This window comes from Pedococcus sp. 2YAF34 (assembly GCF_052114585.1).
In the GTDB taxonomy this organism is placed as follows: Bacteria; Actinomycetota; Actinomycetes; order Actinomycetales; family Dermatophilaceae; genus Pedococcus.
Genome location: NZ_JBFRFA010000026.1, coordinates 1 through 15,023, shown reverse-complemented (window position 1 = coordinate 15,023; position 15,023 = coordinate 1). Strand labels below are relative to the sequence as shown.

Below are 15,023 nucleotides of genomic sequence, written 5' to 3'. Positions count from 1 at the left end.
TGGACCGAGTACGAGCAGGAGGCGCCGCGCGGCGGCGCAGGGACACAGGGAGCTTTGACGTGGTGGGTAGGTCACTTCGGATGCGCGGCGCCGCCGGCGTCCTCGCAGCGGTCTTCGCCGCGGCGCTGGTCGCGGGCTGCCAGGGCAGCCCTGCCAGCCCCGGCACGAGCGCTGCCGGCACCGCCGCGGCAGCCGGGGACACGCCCTCCTCCTCGTCGAGCTCGACCCCCACGACCGTGCCCGCCGAGCTCCAGGTCAGCCCTGCTGACCAGGCCACCGGGGTGCGCCCGGACGCGTCCGTCACCGTCAAGGCGGTCACCGGTGAGCTCGGTACGGTGCGCGTGACCGGTCCCGACGGCGCCCCGGTCCCGGGACGGGTCGTGCAGGGCGCGTGGACGTCGACGGCCCTGCTGGCGCCCAGCACCTCCTACACGGTCACCGTCTCGGCCAAGGGCGAGGACGGCAGCCCGTCGACGACCACCTCGACGTTCAGCACCCTCAAGCCCAAGGTCACGGCCACCTACGGCATCCTCTACGCCGGCCAGACGGTCGGCGTCGGCATGCCCGTCAGCATCCAGTTCGACTCCGCCGTCGCGTCCAAGGCGATGCGCGCCGCGGTCGAGAAGCGGGTCAGTGTCACCACGACGCCCAAGCAGGCGGGTGCCTGGGGCTGGCTCGACGACCGGCAGCTGATGTGGCGCCCGGCCACCTACTGGCAGCCCGGGACGACCGTGTCCGTCAAGGCACCCCTCACCGGCCTGCAGACCGGCCCGGACAAGTGGATCGCGAACGACGACTCGGCAGGCTTCACGGTGGGGTCGACGATGGTCTCGACCGTCGACATCAAGGCCCACACCATGACCGTCCGGCGTGACGGCAAGGTCCTCAAGGTCATCCCCGTGAGCACCGGGCGTCCCGGCAAGCTCACCGAGACCCGGTCGGGCACCAAGGTCATCATCCGCAAGGAGGGTGAGGTCACCATGGACTCCACCACCCTCGGCATCCCCAAGGGCAAGCCCGGCTACTACAAGGAGGTCACCCAGTCCAACCTCCGCGTGACCTGGACGGGGGAGTACCTCCACTCGGCGCCGTGGTCGGTGGCCTCCCAGGGCAACGCCAACGTCAGCCACGGCTGCGTCAACATGTCGCCGGCCAACGCCAAGTGGATGTTCGACGCCTCCAAGGTCGGCGACGTCGTGAAGTTCACCGGCTCCAACCGGCCGTTCCTGCCCACCGAGGGCATCGGGGTCTGGCAGTACACCTTCGACGGGTGGAAGGCGCAGAGCGCCCTCACATGACCGGGCGGACGCGGCGAGGGCAGAGGCTGACGGGGCGGGTGCTCGCCTCGCGGGCCCTGGTGGCCGGCGTCCTAGTCGCCGGGCTCGCGGTGGCGGGCTGCAGCGGCCCCGGAACGGGGTCCGACGCGTCGTCGACCGCCACAGCCCGGGCCTCGGGGTCGTCCAGCGGCACTGCCCAGCCGCCCGCCGCGACATCCGCGACGGCCGGTGGCCCCTCGGCCACGCCGTCGGCGCGGAGCGTGGTCGACAAGCTCCTCGTCGTGGTGGTGGAGAACCACTCGCTGGCGCAGATGCAGGCGGCCATGCCGTACACCTCCGGCCTCGCGCGCCAGTACGGCTATGCCACCCACTACACCGCCACCCGGCACCCGTCGCTGCCCAACTACCTGGCCATGGTCTCGGGGAGCACCCACGGTGTCGCCGACGATGCCGCCCCCGCGGCGCACGCGGTGCCCGGTCCGACCGTTTTCGGCGCGGCCCTCGCCAAGGGACGGACCGCGGCGGTCTACGTCGACGGCATGGCGACCCCGTGCGAGCTCGCCAGTGCTGGGGACTACGCGGTCAAGCACAACCCGTGGCCGTACTTCGTCGACGAGCGGGCCCAGTGCGCGCGCCACAACCTGCCGCTGGCGGCGTTCGACACCGCCGTCCGCACGGGGACCCTCCCGAACGCCGGCATGCTGCTGCCCGACCTGTGCCACGACGCGCACAACTGCCCCCTGGCGACTGCTGACAGCTGGTTCGCGGCCCGGATGAAGGACATCCAGGCCGGGCCGGACTGGCGCTCGGGACGCCTCGCCGTGGTCCTCACCGCCGACGAGGACGACCACTCCGCCGGCAACGTCGTGCTCACCGTGGTCGCCCACCCCTCACTGCGCGGTGTGGTCGTCACCACGCCGTTGACCCACTACTCGCTGACCCGGCTCTACGCCGAGGTGACCGGCACCGCGCCGCTCGGGTATGCCGCGTCGGCACCCTCGATGGTCAAGGCGTTCGGCCTGCGCCTGCGCTGACCTAGCCCCAGCCGAGGGCATGGAGCCGTGCGTCGTCGATGCCGAAGTGGTGGGCGATCTCGTGCACGACGGTGACGGCGATCTCGTCGAGCAGCTCGTCCCGGTCCTCGCACATGCGGGTGAGCGGCCCGCGGTAGATCGTGATGCGGTCAGGGAGCGCCCCGGCCCACCCGTCACCGCGCTCCGTCAGCGGGGTGCCGTCGTAGACGCCCAGGAGGTCCGGGTCGTCGGGCGGTGGCTCGTCCTCGATGAGGAAGACGATGTTGTCCAGCAGCTCCATCAGCTCCGGCGGGACCTCGTCCAGGGCGTCGCCGACCGCCTCCTCGAACTCCCGGGCCCCCATCTCCACCACGGCCCCAGCCTGCCACGGGTGCCAGCGGACCTGGGACGAGGCCTTGGGACGGGGCCGGAAACGCCGTGTGCCGCCTGCTCGGGCGAGCGGGCGGCACACGGTGCGGGGAGGTGGTTCCCCAGCCATTAGGCGGGCGTCAGGGACGCTTGGGGGGCTCCCGGCGGGCGCTCTCCAGGGCCGGGCGCGAGCCCGACTCCTCGTGCGGGGCCTCCTCGATGGCCTCGAGGGCGTGGCCGTCGTGGTGGGCCGCAGCCAGCTCGGCCGGGGTGACCGGGTCGATGCGGTCCTCGAAGTAGAACCGCGACAGGGCGGCGCGGACCTTGTCCTTGCGCGCGGTGGGGGAGACCACCCCGTGCTCGTCGGTGCCGGCGGTGAGCTGCAGCGGCTCGTGCTTGTCGTGCTGCACCAGCAGCCAGCGGGTGTACTCGTCGAGCGGCTCGTGCTGCTCGAAGAACCTGCCGTCGGCGGTGCGCACGATGCGTCCGGTCTCGCGGCCGTGCAGGACCAGGTCGCGGTCACGGCGCTGCAGCGAGAGGCAGATGCGCTTGGTGACCCAGAACGCGATCGGCGGGGCCACGAAGAACGCCGCACGCAGGATGTGCGTGATGTCGTTGATCGACAGCCCCAGCTTGATCGCCATCAGGTCGTTGCCGGCGGCGAACATCAGGACGCCGTACGCCGTCAGGCCAGCCATGCCCAGGCCGGTGCGGGTCGGGTTGTTGCGCGGGCGGTCGAGCAGGTGGTGCTCGCGCTCGTCACCGGTCACCCAGCGCTCGAGGAACGGGTAGGCGGCCATGAGCCCGTACATCACGGGGATGAGCAGGATGGCGCCGATCATGACGTTGAAGGAGAACGTGAACCCGAAGGCGTTGAACTCCAGCCAGCCGGGCAGCAGTCGCAGCGCACCGTCGGCGAAACCCATGTACCAGTCCGGCTGGGAGCCGGCGGTGACCGGCGACGGGTCGTAGGGCCCGTACGCCCAGATCGGGTTGATGGTGACCAGGGCGGCGATGAGGGCCAGCACACCGAAGACGATGAAGAAGAACCCACCGGCCTTCGCGGCGTACACCGGCATGACGGGGAAGCCCACGACGTTGTCGTTGGTCTTGCCCGGTCCGGGGAACTGGGTGTGCTTGTGCACGAAGACGAGGCCGATGTGGGCCACGAACAGGCCGACGAGGATCGCGGGCAGCAGGAGCACGTGCACGGAGTACAGGCGGGGGATGATCGCCTCGCCGGGGAAGGGGCCGTCGAAGACGAAGTACGACAGGTAGGAGCCGATGACCGGCACCGAGCGCATGAAGCCCTCGGCGGCGCGCAGGCCCGTGCCGGACAGGAGGTCGTCCGGGAGGGAGTAGCCGGCGAAGCCCTCGACCAGCGCCAGCATCGACAGGATGCAGCCGATCACCCAGTTGATCTCACGCGGCTTGCGGAACGCGCCGGTGAAGAACACGCGCAGCATGTGCACGGACAGGGCCACGATGAACATCAGGGCGGCCCAGTGGTGGATCTGGCGGATGAGCAGGCCACCGCGGATGTCGAAGGAGATGTTGACCGTCGACTGGTAGGCCTCGGACATGGTCACGCCACGCAGCGGCAGGTAGGAGCCGTCGTAGACGACCTGCCCGGCGCTCGGCACGAACCAGAACGTGAGGAACGTGCCCGAGATCAGGCAGATGATCATCGAGTACATGGCGACTTCGCCGAGCATGAAGGACCAGTGGTCGGGGAAGACCTTCTTCATGAGGTAGCCGATGGGCTTCGCGGCACCCGTGCGGTCGTCGAGCCAGCCCGCGACCCCGCCCACGGCCTTCAGGCCGGCGGCCGGAGGGGCCTCGGTCCTGGCGTCGTCAGCGCGGAGCCGGTCGGCACCGCGGGAGGTCTGTGTGGTGCTCATGCGTGTCCACGCTCCCAGAAGCTCGGGCCGACAGCCTCGCGGAACGGGGAGTCGGCCACCAGGTAACCCTCGGAATCAACGGTGATCTTCAGCTGCGGCAGCGGCCGCTTGGCCGGGCCGAAGATGACCTTGCAGTCCTGCGTCACGTCGAACGTCGACTGGTGGCAGGGGCACAGCAGGTGGTGCGTCTGCTGCTCGTACAGACCCACGGGGCAGCCCACGTGGGTGCAGATCTTGGAGTAGGCGACGATGCCCTCGTGGCCCCAGTCGCGCTCCTTCTGGGGCTTGATGTCCTCGGGGTTGAGGCGCATGAGCAGGACGGCGGCCTTGGCCTTGTCCTCCAGCACGTGCTCGGAGTCCTTGATCGACTCGGGCAGCACGTGGAAGACCGACCCGATGGTGACCTGGTCGGCGCGGATCGGGGTGCGCTCGGGGTCGCGGACCAGCCGGTCGCCCTTCTTCCACATCGTCTTGGAGAGCGCGTCCTTGGGGACCGGGCCGAGCCCGGCCGCGAGCGGCACGACGAGGGTGATGGGGGGCAGCGCCAGCGCGCCGAGCAGGGAGTACTTGATCAGCGGGCGCCGGCCGAGCTGGGCCTTCTCGCCGCCCTGGGTGAGCTCGGAGACCACGCGCTGGCGGTCCTCGTCGCTCGCGCGCTGGGTGTGGCGGTACTCGACCGACTCCTCGTCGGGCATGAGCGTCTTGGCCCAGTGGACCGCACCGACGCCGACGCCGAGCAGGGCGATCGCCATGCAGACGCCGATGACGACGTTGTAGAGGCTCGTCTGCCCGATGCCGGGGATGAACGTCGTGCTCTCGCGGTCGATCGCGAAGAACGCGACGACGAACACGATGGTGAACAGGCTGGACAGGCCGAACAGGGTCGCGACCTGCTTCTCGGCCCGCTTGGCGGCCTTCTCGTCGTGGTCGGCCATGCGCGCGACGTGCGGCGGAAGGCCGGGGTTCTCGAAGCGCTCGGGGAGGCCCCCGGTGCCCTCGATGTGACCCTGGTCCAGACGGACGGCGGTGGCGCCGTAGCCGTCGGAGTCGTGGCCGACGACCTCGCCGTGGGGCGTGCCGTTATCGCTCATCGTGAGATCGGTCCTGTCGCGTCGCAGTCGTGGGTTCCATGGTGCGCCTTCGGCGCAGAAGTGGCCATCGGATGTGAGCTGCTCATCACGCGGCCTTCTTCCCGAGCCACACGGCGAAGGCGACCATGATGCCGAGCCCGAAGACCCAGACGAACAGGCCCTCGGAGACCGGCCCGAGGTTGCCGAGGTTCATGCCGCCGACGTTCTCCTCCTTGTCGACCGCGTGGAGGTAGGCGACGATGTCGTTCTTGGACTCGGGGGCGATGTTGGTGTCGTTGAACACCGGCATCGACTGCGGCCCGCTGACCATCGCCTCGTAGATGTGCTTGCCCTCGACGTCACGCAGGCTCGGCGCGTACTTGCCCCGGGTCAGCGCCCCGCCGGAGCCGGCGAAGTTGTGGCACATCGCGCAGTTGACGCGGAAGAGCTCGGCGCCCTTGGCGACGTCGCCGCCCTTGCCGCTGCTGACGTCGGCGTCAGGGATTGCGGGGCCGGGGGCCAGCGAGGCGACGTACGCGGCGAGCGCGGAGATCTCCTCGTCGCTGAACTGCTTGCGCTTCCGGGGTGCCTGCACGTCCGGGGCGGCCATCGGCATGCGGCCGGTGCCCACCTGGAAGTCGACGGAGGCGGCACCGACACCGGCGAGGCTCGGGCCCGCCTTGGTGCCCTGCGCCTGCAGGCCGTGGCACGTGGCGCAGTTGGCGAGGAAGAGCTTCTTGCCGTCCTGGACCTGGCTGGCGGCAGCCGGGGCGGCGTCGGCCTGCTTCGGCGAGAGGAACGAGTAGGCGACGCCGGTCACGACGAGGCCGAGCAGCAGGAGCAGGGCGATCGCGGCGGGGTGTCGTCTGCGGGCGGCCAGGGCGTTCACGGGGCGGTCCTGTCGGTGGGGGCGGTCAGGGCGGTCTGGGTGAGGCTCACGTCGGGGTTCTCGGGGTGGCTCACGTCGGGCTGCGTCACTGCAGCAGGTAGATCGTGGCGAACAGCGCGATCCACACGACGTCGACGAAGTGCCAGTAGTAGGAGGTCACGACCGCGCCCGCGGCCTGCGCGTGGCTGTAGTGCCGGGTCGTGAAGGTGCGGCCGATGATGAGCAGGAAGGCCAGGAGGCCGCCGGTCACGTGCAGGGCGTGGAAGCCGGTGGTGAGGTAGAAGACCGAGCCGTAGGCGTCGGACGACAGGGTGATGCCCTCGTGGACGAGTTCGGAGTACTCGAGCACCTGCCCGGAGACGAAGATCGCCCCGAAGATGTAGGTCAGGACGTACCACTCGCGCATGCCCCACTCCTTGAGGGAGAACAGGCTCGCGGTGCCGCGGTGCGGCTTGCCGTGCTCGGCAGCGTGGACGCCCAGCTGGCACCACACCGAGGAGATCACGAGGATGACCGTGTTGACGGTGGCGTAGGGGACGTTGAGCACGTCCGTCTTCACCTGCCACAGGTCCGGCTCGACCGAGCGGATCGTGAAGTACATCGCGAACAGGCCCGCGAAGAACATCAGCTCGCTGGAGAGCCAGACGATCGTGCCCACCGACACCATGTTGGGTCGGGAGACCGGACCGTGTCCGGGAATGCTCCCGGCGGAGCGGGAGGGTTCGCTGGTCACTGCGGATGCTGTCGCCACGAGCGCCATTATTGCCCATTGCGCAACAGGCACGCCTCCGACCCCCCGACGGGTGGCGAAGCAGGTCCCGGTATGCCGCCGGGAGGCTCGTCCCGGCCCGTGGCGCCGGCTCGCGGCGGCCACTCGGCGGTCGGGCGGACACGCACCGGTAGCATCGGCGCCATGACCGCTTCGCACGCGACCGCTGCCGACACCCCGACCTCTGCGGGCACCTCCGTCCGCAAGATCTCGGTGCTCCTCTACAGCGACGACCGCACGACCCGCGACGCCGTGCGCGTCAACGTCGGACGCCGTCCCGCGCGGGACGTCGAGGTCGCGACGTGGCGCGAGTGCGCCACCGCGGCGGCCGTCATCGAGGCCGTTGAGTCGTCCTCCTTCGACGTGCTGGTGCTCGACGGCGAGGCGGCCCCCGTCGGCGGCCTCGGCCTGTGCCGCCAGCTCAAGAGCGAGATCTTCCAGTGCCCCCCGGTGCTCGTGCTCACCGGACGTCCCCAGGACGGCTGGCTCGCGACGTGGTCCCTGGCCGACCTGGCCGTGCCGCACCCGCTCGACCCCATCGCCCTGGCTGCTGCCGTGGCGGAGCTGGGTCGGCGCGGACGCCCGACCGCCTCCTGACCGGGGTGTCCAGCCCCGTGGCCCCCGCAGGCGACACGCAGGCCGGGCCCACCTGGCCCGACCTGCTCACCCGGCTGATCGCCGGCCATGACCTGACGACGCCGCAGGCCGCCTGGGCCATGGACCAGGTGATGGCTGGTGAGGCGTCCCCGGTGCAGGTGGCCGGCTTCCTCGTCGCGCTGCGCTCCAAGGGCGAGACGGTCGAGGAGCTCCGTGGGCTCGCCGACGTGATGCTGGCGCACGCCAACCGCATCGAGGTCCCCGGCCCGAGCCTCGACATCGTGGGCACCGGAGCCGACCGGTCCAACACCGTGAACATCTCGACCATGGCCGCCGTCGTCATCGCCGCGAGCGGTATCCGGGTGGTCAAGCACGGCAACCGTGCGGCCTCCTCGTCCTCGGGCTCGGCGGACGTCCTCGAGGCGCTAGGGGTCAGCCTGACGCTGTCGCCCGAGCGCGTGCGGCAGGTGGCCCACGAGGCGGGGATCACCTTCTGCTTCGCCCAGGCCTTCCACCCGGCCATGAAGCACGCCGCGGCGGCGCGCAGTGGGCTCGGCGTCGGCACGACGTTCAACGTGCTGGGGCCGCTCACCAACCCCGCCCAGCCCACGTATGCCGCCGTCGGTGTCGCCGACCCGCGTATGGCGCCGCTCATGGCCGGCGTCTTCGCCGGCCGCGGCAAGGACGCGGCCGTCTTCCGCGGCGACGACGGGCTCGACGAGCTGACCCTCAGCACGACGTCGACGGTGTGGTGGGTCAGGGACGGAGCCGTCACGGAGCGGGTGCTCGACCCGGTCGACCTCGGCCTGGAGCGTCAGCCCATCGAGGCGCTGCGGGGAGCCGACGCCGCCCACAACGCCGCCGTGGCACGGGACCTGTTCGCCGGGGCGCGCGGCGCCGTCCGCGACGCGGTGGTCCTCAACGCCGGGATCGCCCTGGCGCTGACCGTGCCAGACCGTGGCCCGGGTGACGCCGACTTCGTCGCCGGTGTGCGCGCCGGCATGGACCGGGCCGAGCAGGCGCTCGACTCCGGCGCCGCGCAGCGGCAGCTGCAGACCTGGGCCGACGCGACGGGCGCCTGAGCGCCGGTTCACGTCAGCCCAGGTCGGTCAGGTCAGGGAGGACAGCCAGCTCAGTGCCTGGCGGGCGTTCTCGCGACGCTGCTCGTAGCGCGCCCCGACCATGAGCAGCAGGACGCCCAGCGTGCCGAGGGTGAGGAAGCGCGGGGCGTGCAGGGTGAACGGCCCGAGCTGGGTGACCGCCACGAGTGCCGCCGCAGCCGCTCCGACGACCACGAGCGCCTGCCAGCGGCGCCAGGCGCCGACCACGAGGACGGCCACTGCGGCGGTCGCCGTCAGCAGGGCCCGGGGGAGGTCGTCGCTGACCGCGGTGGCCGCGGCCGACGGCACGAGCGCCACCAGCAGCGCTGGTCCGGCCACCGTCCACGAGCGGTCACCCAGCTCGCGGTGCGACCACAGCCCGGCGGCCAGCAGCAGCGCCGCACACGGCAGCGTGTAGGCCTCCAGCCGCATCACGTCCGCCTCGAGCAGCTCGACCCAGACGGCGGTGGTGAGGCCTGCGACCGCCACCGCCGCGAGGGCGCGGCGGTGGGGGAGCGCGGCGTACACGACGGCCAGGACGCCGTAGGCCGCGGCCGATCCTGAGGCGGCGTGCGGCCAGCCGCGGTCGAGGGCGAGGGTGACGGTGGTGACGGCGACCAGCCCTGCGACGATGCCCAGCACGGCCTCCTCGGGGCGCTCGCGCAGCCAGATGGCCAGCGTCGCCAGCAGCGCCGCAGCCAGGGCGAGCAGGATCCACTGCACGTCGGGGGAGACGAGGCCGCCCACCAGCCACAGGGACGAGGTGCCGGTGACGGCCGACACCCCGGCCGCGACGGGGCGGAGGCGTGGGCGCAGCACTGCCGTCGCGGCGGCGRCCGCGGCCAGGACGGCGAGCGAGGCCGCGGCATACCCGTCGGGCAGCGGCGTGGAGGCTGCCAGCGCCAGCACGAAGGAGAGCGCGGCGACCACTCCGGTGGTCTGCTCGTCCGGCCGCCCACGGCGGGCCAGGGCGAACGCGGTGAGCACGGCTGCGTATGCGGTCACGGCGAGGACCTGGGTGCCGGGCGAGCGGAGCTGGCCGGCGACGGCCACGGCGAACAGCAGCGCCAGCGCGCTCACGCCCGCCGCGGGGGCCAACCAGCGGGGGCGCAGGACCGCGGCCGCGGCCGCCAGCGCCGCGGTGGCGACGAGGGTGGCGATGGTGGGGACGTCGGCGTGGTGCAGCGCCGCCAGCGCGACCAGGACGAGCTCGCCCGCTGCCACCTGCCCGAGCAGCCACAGGTCGCCGAGCGACTGTCGCGCCGGTCGCAGGGCGAGCAGGCCGGCGCCGACGGCTGCCACGAGCACCGAGAGCAGGGCCGTCCCGACCGGCCCCACCTGCGACCCGAGGCCGAGGACCGCGGCGGGACCGGCAGCGGTGGCCACCAGCGCCACCAGGGTCACGGCGCGCCAGTCCCCGGACACCGGCCGGGCCGACCAGTCGGTCCTGACGGCGGCCCGCGACCCGAGCACGCCGGCCCGGACTCCGACGACGCTGCGCACGACGAAGGCGCCACCGACGCAGAGCGCCACGAGCACCGCGACGCACGCGAGGCCGCTGGCGGTGGGACCGGCGATGTCCGCGCCGAAGGGCTCCGGGCGGGTGTCCCGCACCGCGCCGACGAACGCGGTGGCCAGGGCGACCGCGCTCCACAACGACGCCGGGCCGCCGGTCGCCCTCCGGGTCAGGCCCAGCGAGCCCGGCAGCGCGACCCGGGCTGCGCCGAAGGCAGCCGCCCCGAGCAGGGCCAGCGACGCAGCCCCGGCAGGGCCGTGCGCGAACGACACGACCCCGGCCCAGGCGACCGAGGCAGCAGTGAGCGAGGTCAGGGCGTAGGCAGCGATGCGACGGTCGACCCGGTGCAGCGCCGCGAGCCCGGTGGCCACCAGCAGGCCGGTCACGACCGTGTAGCCGCGCCCGCTCACGAGGTCGAGTCCGAAGAGGCCGAAGCGGCGCGCCGCCGAGACGTCGAGGAGCAGCAGGCCGGCCGCGACGATGGCGAGGGCCTCGGCGCTGCTCGGCAGGGCGCGGCGGGAGACGTAGAGGGAGGAGTAGACGGCCAGGCCGGTGAAGCCGCCCATGACGACCATCTGGCCGTAGGGGCCGATGACGAACCAGGCGAAGGCGAGCGCGATGGAGGCTGCCACCAGGACGAGCAGGACCCCGACGGCGAGCAGGGTCTGCTGGGTCGTCCACCGGCGACGAGGCGCCGACAGCGGGGCCGCGGGCCCTGTGGTGCCGGCCGCCCCCAGGTCCTGCGGACCAGCACTCTGCAGGTCGGACGTCTGCGGCCCGGGGAGGGCCGGGCCGAGCCGGCTCGGTGCGGGGACCGTGGTGGTGCCTCGGGCGCGCAGGGCGCCGATGAGGGCCAGGCGCTCGGTCTGCAGGGAGGCCAGCTGCTGGTCGAGCTGCCAGAGCTGGACCGCCTCGGGGCCGGTCAGGGGCAGCTGGCAGGCAGGGCAGACCACTGGGGAGGGCGGAAGGGTGGCGCCGCAGGACGGGCAGGGGATCGGGGGCATCGGTCCTCCAGGAACGGGCGCGCTGGTGCGCGTGGTGTCCCCGAGTGTGTCGGGGCGGGCGCCCCCACGGATGAGGAGTCGTACTCAGATCGGCCGAACGGCCGTGCCCTCAGTCGCCGTCGAGCCCGAGGCTGAACGCGGCCTCGAGGTCGTGCTTGGAGTAGGTGCGGAACGCGATGTGGGTGTTGGTGCCCGTGACGCCCTGGACCTTGTTGAGCCGGCCGGCGATGACGTCGTGGAGGTCCTCGTGGGCCCGGACCCTCACCAGGGCGATGAGGTCGGCGTCACCGGCCACCGAGTAGACCTCGCTGACCCCCTCGAGCTCGGCGATGGCCTCGGCCACCTCGGGGATCCGGTCGACTTCGGCGTTGATGAGGACGATGGCGGAGATCACGCGCCCACTGTATCGGCGGTGGTCGCGGCCGCGAGGCTGGTCGCGGTGAGTCGCGGTGAGTCGCGGTGAGTCGCGGCCGGCGGTGGTCAGGAGGCTGCGACGAAGACCGGCGCCTCGCGGCGTTCGGCCGGTCCCTCCAGCTCGGCTCGTGCCCCTGCCGCTCCACCCACCGGGCACGTCCACGCCCCCTCGACGTCGACGATGCGCACGCCGGGCTGCTCCAGCCACCGCAGCACCTTCTCGGTCTCCTCGGGGATCGCGGCCGGGGCGGGCCACGGCGCCGGCAGGACGACCTCGGCGGTGTCGCGGACGGCCTTGACGTAGGGCATCGGGTCGGCGCCGCGGGGGGACACGGTGCTCGCCGCCAGCCGCCCGTGCCGGACGACGACGACCTCCCAGCCGCCCACGGCGGCGGGCCGGGCGGCGACCAGCTCAGGGCTCGCAGCCAGGGGCGCGATGCGCTGGGCGCGCGCCATACCCCGCACGAGCGCGAGGAGGCGGTCGCGCAGGGTGCCGGCGTCCTCGTAGCGCTCCTGGTCGGCGAGGGTGCCCATCCGGGCGCGCAACGCCTGCACGACGGTGCGCGAGTCGCCCACGAGCGCGTGCTCGGCGACCTGGACCACCCGGCCGTAGTCCGCCACGCTCTGGGCGCCCGTGCACGGGGCCCCGCAACGGCCCATGTCGGCCAGGGCGCACGAGCCGACCCTGCGGGTGGGGGACAGGCGCTGCACGCACTGGCGCAGCGGGACGACCTCGTGGACCGCGGCGACGGCCGCCTCGGCCGACGCGCGGCTGCCGAAGGGCCCGATGTAGCGGGCGCCGTCGGGGCGCACCTCGCGCACGATGGACAGTCTCGGGAACGCCTCCACGGTGAGCTTGACCCACGTCGCGCGCTCGGGCGTCTTGGACCGGCGGTTGTAGCGCGGCTTGTGCTCGGCGATGAGCCGCAGCTCGCGGACCTCCGCCTCGAGGGTGGTCGCACACACGACCGGGGTCACGCTCTCGGCGAGCCGGACCATCTCGGCCATGCGGGTGCGGTGCTCGGAGGCGGTGAAGTAGCTGCGGACCCGGGTGCGGATGTTGACCGACGTGCCGACGTAGAGGACCCGGCCGTCGCCGTCCTTGAACATGTAGACCCCGGGGGCGTCGGGCAGGCCGTCGGCGAGCCAGCGCTTGCGACGCTGCGCCGGGCTCACCCGGGAGGTGTAGCTCGTGAGCTCCTCGAGGGTGTGCACGCCGAGGCTGCCGACGCGCCCGATCAGCGCGTGCAGGACGTCGACGGTGGCGCGGGCGTCGTGCAGCGCCCGGTGGTCGGGCGTGGTGGTGGCGCCGAAGAGGGCGGCGAGGGTCGACAGCTTGTGGTTGCGCGCCTCGTCGCGGGGGACGAGCTGGCGCGCGAGGTGGACGGTGTCGAGGACGGTGTGCCGTGGCCACTCGATGCCCTGCAGCTGGGCGGCCATCTTGAGGAAGCCGATGTCGAAGCGGGCGTTGTGGGCGACCAGTGCCGTGCCCTGCGCGAACTCCATGAACGCGGGCAGCGCCGACTCGATGCGCGGGGCGTCGGCGACCATCGCCGTGGTGATCCCGGTGAGCGCCTGGATGAACGGCGGGATGGGCACGTGGGGGTTGACGAGTGTCTGGAACTCTCCGAGCACGACCCCGCCGCGCACCTTGACCGCGCCGATCTCGGTGATGGCCGAGTCGGCCGGGCTGCCGCCGGTGGTCTCGAGGTCGACGACGACGAAGGTGACGTCGGCCAGCGCCGTCCCCAGGTCGTCGAAGGTGCCCTGGACCATCTGCATGGGAGTGACGGTATGTCGGTGGTGTGACAGCCCGTCGCAGGCGCGCCCGCCGCGCTAGCCGCCGGTGGGGGTCAGCTTGTAGTGCAGCCTCAGGACCGTGGACGACCAGAGCTGCAGCAGGTGGTCCGTGCGCAGGACCCCCTCGTCGTCGACGTGGACGCGGAAGAGCTCGTGGATCGGGAGGCGGGCGGCGTGGGTACGTGCCCCAGTCGTGTTCCCGGCCCCGTTCGCAGTCCTGTCCCCGGTCCTGTACCCGGTGCCGGCGTTGCGCTCGCCGACCAGGACGTAGGCGCCGTCCTGGCCGAACCTGCCTGCAGGAGAACGCAGCTCGAGCCCGCCCCCGGGCAGGACGGACGGCCGGAGGAACACCTGGACGTTGCCGGCCTCGAGCGGGAAGGCGACGTGCACGCTCGGCTGGCGGGAGCCGGGCAGGGTGCGGCTGGAGTAGCAGCCGCTGTAGACGTACCCGCCGGTCGAGCGCAGCGTGCGCAGCCAGCCGGCGGCGCGCTGCCGGCCGGAAGGGTCGAGGATCGTCACGACCCGGCTGTCCATGCCACGGGCCACGTCGAGGGGACGGGTTGGCAGGGCGAGCTGGTGGACCCGGCGCCCGAAGTACCGCGAGACGAGTTCGCCCCCGGGCTGGAACAGGGCGTTCCACTGGGTCCACACCTCCATCCTCCACCGTGCGGTGTGCTCGTAGAAGTCCTTCACCTCGGGCCGCAGGTCGGCGGCGCGGAAGGTGGGCCCGTCGAGGGCGGACAGGTCCGGCAGCAGGCCGGCGCCAGGCTCCTCCTGCAGCGTGCCGCCGACCCGGGCTGCCTCAGCCGCGAGCCAGCGGTCGCCGATGGTGGCCCCGTCGTGCACGGGTGCCTCCAGCCAGCGCTCGCTGCCCAGGAGGTCGACGGGTCGCCCCACGGTGCGCCAGAACGTCCGGGTCACCCGGTCCAGCCGCGGCATCAGCGAGCTCACGCGCGTCACTGTGCCAGAGGGATGCGGAGGGGGGAGGAGGTTTGGTGCGGAGGGCGTTGTCGGTGGCTTCTCGTACCGTCGTCGGCAGGTGGAAGACATCCACCCGTGGTGCCGAACAGGAAGGGGTGATCGCGATGATCATCGACTGCCAGAGCTGCCCCGTGCGTGACCTGCACTGTGACGACTGCATGGTCACGGCGCTGCTCACCCCCACGACGTCCGAGCTCCCCCTCGACGCGGCCGAGCGCGCGGCCGTCACCCGGTTCGCCGCGGTCGGCCTCGTGTCCGCCGTCGAGGCCGGGTCGGTCACCGCGCGGCGGGAGCCGTGGGCGGCGCACGCCCGCGCCGTCGGC

Annotated in this window: 15 protein-coding genes; 5 read left to right on the top strand and 10 right to left on the bottom strand. The window is 72.6% G+C overall.

Translation table 11 applies throughout. The features are described from left to right. The first annotated feature begins 80 nt into the window (after positions 1 to 80). The gene (locus tag AB4Z02_RS13590) at positions 81 to 1,298 is read left to right on the top strand and encodes a L,D-transpeptidase (RefSeq protein ID WP_056883939.1); all 1,218 of its coding nucleotides are present in this window, start codon (positions 81 to 83) and stop codon (positions 1,296 to 1,298) included. On the opposite strand, the gene AB4Z02_RS13585 is transcribed toward AB4Z02_RS13590, so the two are convergent. Then, positions 1,291 to 1,548 carry a hypothetical protein gene (locus AB4Z02_RS13585; protein WP_441971549.1) on the bottom strand — a complete coding sequence of 86 codons (258 nt, stop codon included), beginning with the start codon at positions 1,546 to 1,548 and terminating at the stop codon, positions 1,291 to 1,293. The two genes, AB4Z02_RS13590 and AB4Z02_RS13585, sit on opposite strands and share 8 nt — an antisense overlap. Here AB4Z02_RS13585 and AB4Z02_RS13580 point away from each other — a divergent pair. Further along, the gene (locus tag AB4Z02_RS13580; RefSeq protein WP_441971548.1) at positions 1,538 to 2,311 is read left to right on the top strand and encodes an alkaline phosphatase family protein; all 774 of its coding nucleotides are present in this window, start codon (positions 1,538 to 1,540) and stop codon (positions 2,309 to 2,311) included. The genes AB4Z02_RS13585 and AB4Z02_RS13580 overlap by 11 nt on opposite strands. A gap of 1 nt (position 2,312) precedes the next feature. On the opposite strand, the gene AB4Z02_RS13575 is transcribed toward AB4Z02_RS13580, so the two are convergent. The 5 genes from AB4Z02_RS13575 to ctaE form a co-directional block, all read right to left on the bottom strand. After that, positions 2,313 to 2,654, bottom strand: coding sequence for a metallopeptidase family protein (locus AB4Z02_RS13575; protein WP_441971590.1), 342 nt, complete (start codon positions 2,652 to 2,654; stop codon positions 2,313 to 2,315). Positions 2,655 to 2,799: 145 nt separating this feature from the next. Further along, the gene (qcrB, locus tag AB4Z02_RS13570; RefSeq protein ID WP_056883942.1) at positions 2,800 to 4,560 is read right to left on the bottom strand and encodes a cytochrome bc1 complex cytochrome b subunit; all 1,761 of its coding nucleotides are present in this window, start codon (positions 4,558 to 4,560) and stop codon (positions 2,800 to 2,802) included. Further along, positions 4,557 to 5,651: a cytochrome bc1 complex Rieske iron-sulfur subunit gene (gene qcrA / locus AB4Z02_RS13565; protein ID WP_441971546.1), complete on the bottom strand. Its 1,095-nt coding sequence runs from the start codon at positions 5,649 to 5,651 to the stop codon at positions 4,557 to 4,559. The genes qcrB and qcrA overlap by 4 nt, the downstream gene beginning before the upstream one ends. Positions 5,652 to 5,736: 85 nt before the next feature. Then, positions 5,737 to 6,519 carry a cytochrome bc1 complex diheme cytochrome c subunit gene (qcrC, locus tag AB4Z02_RS13560; RefSeq protein WP_056883944.1) on the bottom strand — a complete coding sequence of 261 codons (783 nt, stop codon included), beginning with the start codon at positions 6,517 to 6,519 and terminating at the stop codon, positions 5,737 to 5,739. Positions 6,520 to 6,604: 85 nt separating this feature from the next. Further along, complete coding sequence (gene ctaE, locus AB4Z02_RS13555) at positions 6,605 to 7,279, bottom strand: aa3-type cytochrome oxidase subunit III (protein WP_082590561.1); 675 nt, start codon at positions 7,277 to 7,279, stop codon at positions 6,605 to 6,607. Between the two features lie 153 nt (positions 7,280 to 7,432). Here ctaE and AB4Z02_RS13550 point away from each other — a divergent pair, with 153 nt between their 5' ends. Both AB4Z02_RS13550 and trpD read left to right on the top strand, forming a co-directional pair. Further along, positions 7,433 to 7,885, top strand: a complete 453-nt coding sequence (locus AB4Z02_RS13550) for a hypothetical protein (protein ID WP_441971545.1) — start codon at positions 7,433 to 7,435, stop codon at positions 7,883 to 7,885. Continuing rightward, positions 7,882 to 8,967 (top strand): anthranilate phosphoribosyltransferase, encoded by a 1,086-nt coding sequence (trpD, locus tag AB4Z02_RS13545; RefSeq protein ID WP_441971588.1) that lies wholly within the window; start codon positions 7,882 to 7,884, stop codon positions 8,965 to 8,967. Before AB4Z02_RS13550 ends, trpD begins: the two co-directional genes overlap by 4 nt. Positions 8,968 to 8,994: 27 nt before the next feature. On the opposite strand, the gene AB4Z02_RS13540 is transcribed toward trpD, so the two are convergent. The 4 genes from AB4Z02_RS13540 to AB4Z02_RS13525 all read right to left on the bottom strand — a co-directional run bounded on the left by AB4Z02_RS13540 (position 8,995) and on the right by AB4Z02_RS13525 (position 14,670). Further along, positions 8,995 to 11,505: an SCO7613 C-terminal domain-containing membrane protein gene (locus AB4Z02_RS13540; RefSeq protein WP_441971543.1), complete on the bottom strand. Its 2,511-nt coding sequence runs from the start codon at positions 11,503 to 11,505 to the stop codon at positions 8,995 to 8,997. Positions 11,506 to 11,614: 109 nt separating this feature from the next. Beyond that, entirely contained in the window at positions 11,615 to 11,899 is a 285-nt protein-coding gene (locus AB4Z02_RS13535) for an Lrp/AsnC family transcriptional regulator (protein ID WP_056883947.1), read from the bottom strand. Between the two features lie 86 nt (positions 11,900 to 11,985). After that, positions 11,986 to 13,701, bottom strand: coding sequence for a DEDD exonuclease domain-containing protein (locus tag AB4Z02_RS13530; protein ID WP_056883948.1), 1,716 nt, complete (start codon positions 13,699 to 13,701; stop codon positions 11,986 to 11,988). 54 nt (positions 13,702 to 13,755) lie between these two features. Further along, entirely contained in the window at positions 13,756 to 14,670 is a 915-nt protein-coding gene (locus tag AB4Z02_RS13525) for a hypothetical protein (RefSeq protein ID WP_235531457.1), read from the bottom strand. Positions 14,671 to 14,804: 134 nt separating this feature from the next. Between AB4Z02_RS13525 and AB4Z02_RS13520 the strand changes: the two genes are divergently transcribed. Next, the coding region (locus AB4Z02_RS13520) for a hypothetical protein (protein WP_056884179.1) at positions 14,805 to 15,023 on the top strand (219 nt) is incomplete at its 3' end.

Coding starts and splice junctions, on each gene's coding strand:
- AB4Z02_RS13590 (WP_056883939.1), top strand. CDS start 81: ATGCGCGGCGCCGCCGGCGTCCTCGCAGCGGTCTTCGCCGCGGCGCTG.
- AB4Z02_RS13575 (WP_441971590.1), bottom strand. CDS start 2,654: ATGGGGGCCCGGGAGTTCGAGGAGGCGGTCGGCGACGCCCTGGACGAG.
- qcrB (WP_056883942.1), bottom strand. CDS start 4,560: ATGAGCACCACACAGACCTCCCGCGGTGCCGACCGGCTCCGCGCTGAC.
- qcrA (WP_441971546.1), bottom strand. CDS start 5,651: ATGAGCGATAACGGCACGCCCCACGGCGAGGTCGTCGGCCACGACTCC.
- ctaE (WP_082590561.1), bottom strand. CDS start 7,279: ATGGCGCTCGTGGCGACAGCATCCGCAGTGACCAGCGAACCCTCCCGC.
- AB4Z02_RS13550 (WP_441971545.1), top strand. CDS start 7,433: ATGACCGCTTCGCACGCGACCGCTGCCGACACCCCGACCTCTGCGGGC.
- AB4Z02_RS13530 (WP_056883948.1), bottom strand. CDS start 13,701: ATGCAGATGGTCCAGGGCACCTTCGACGACCTGGGGACGGCGCTGGCC.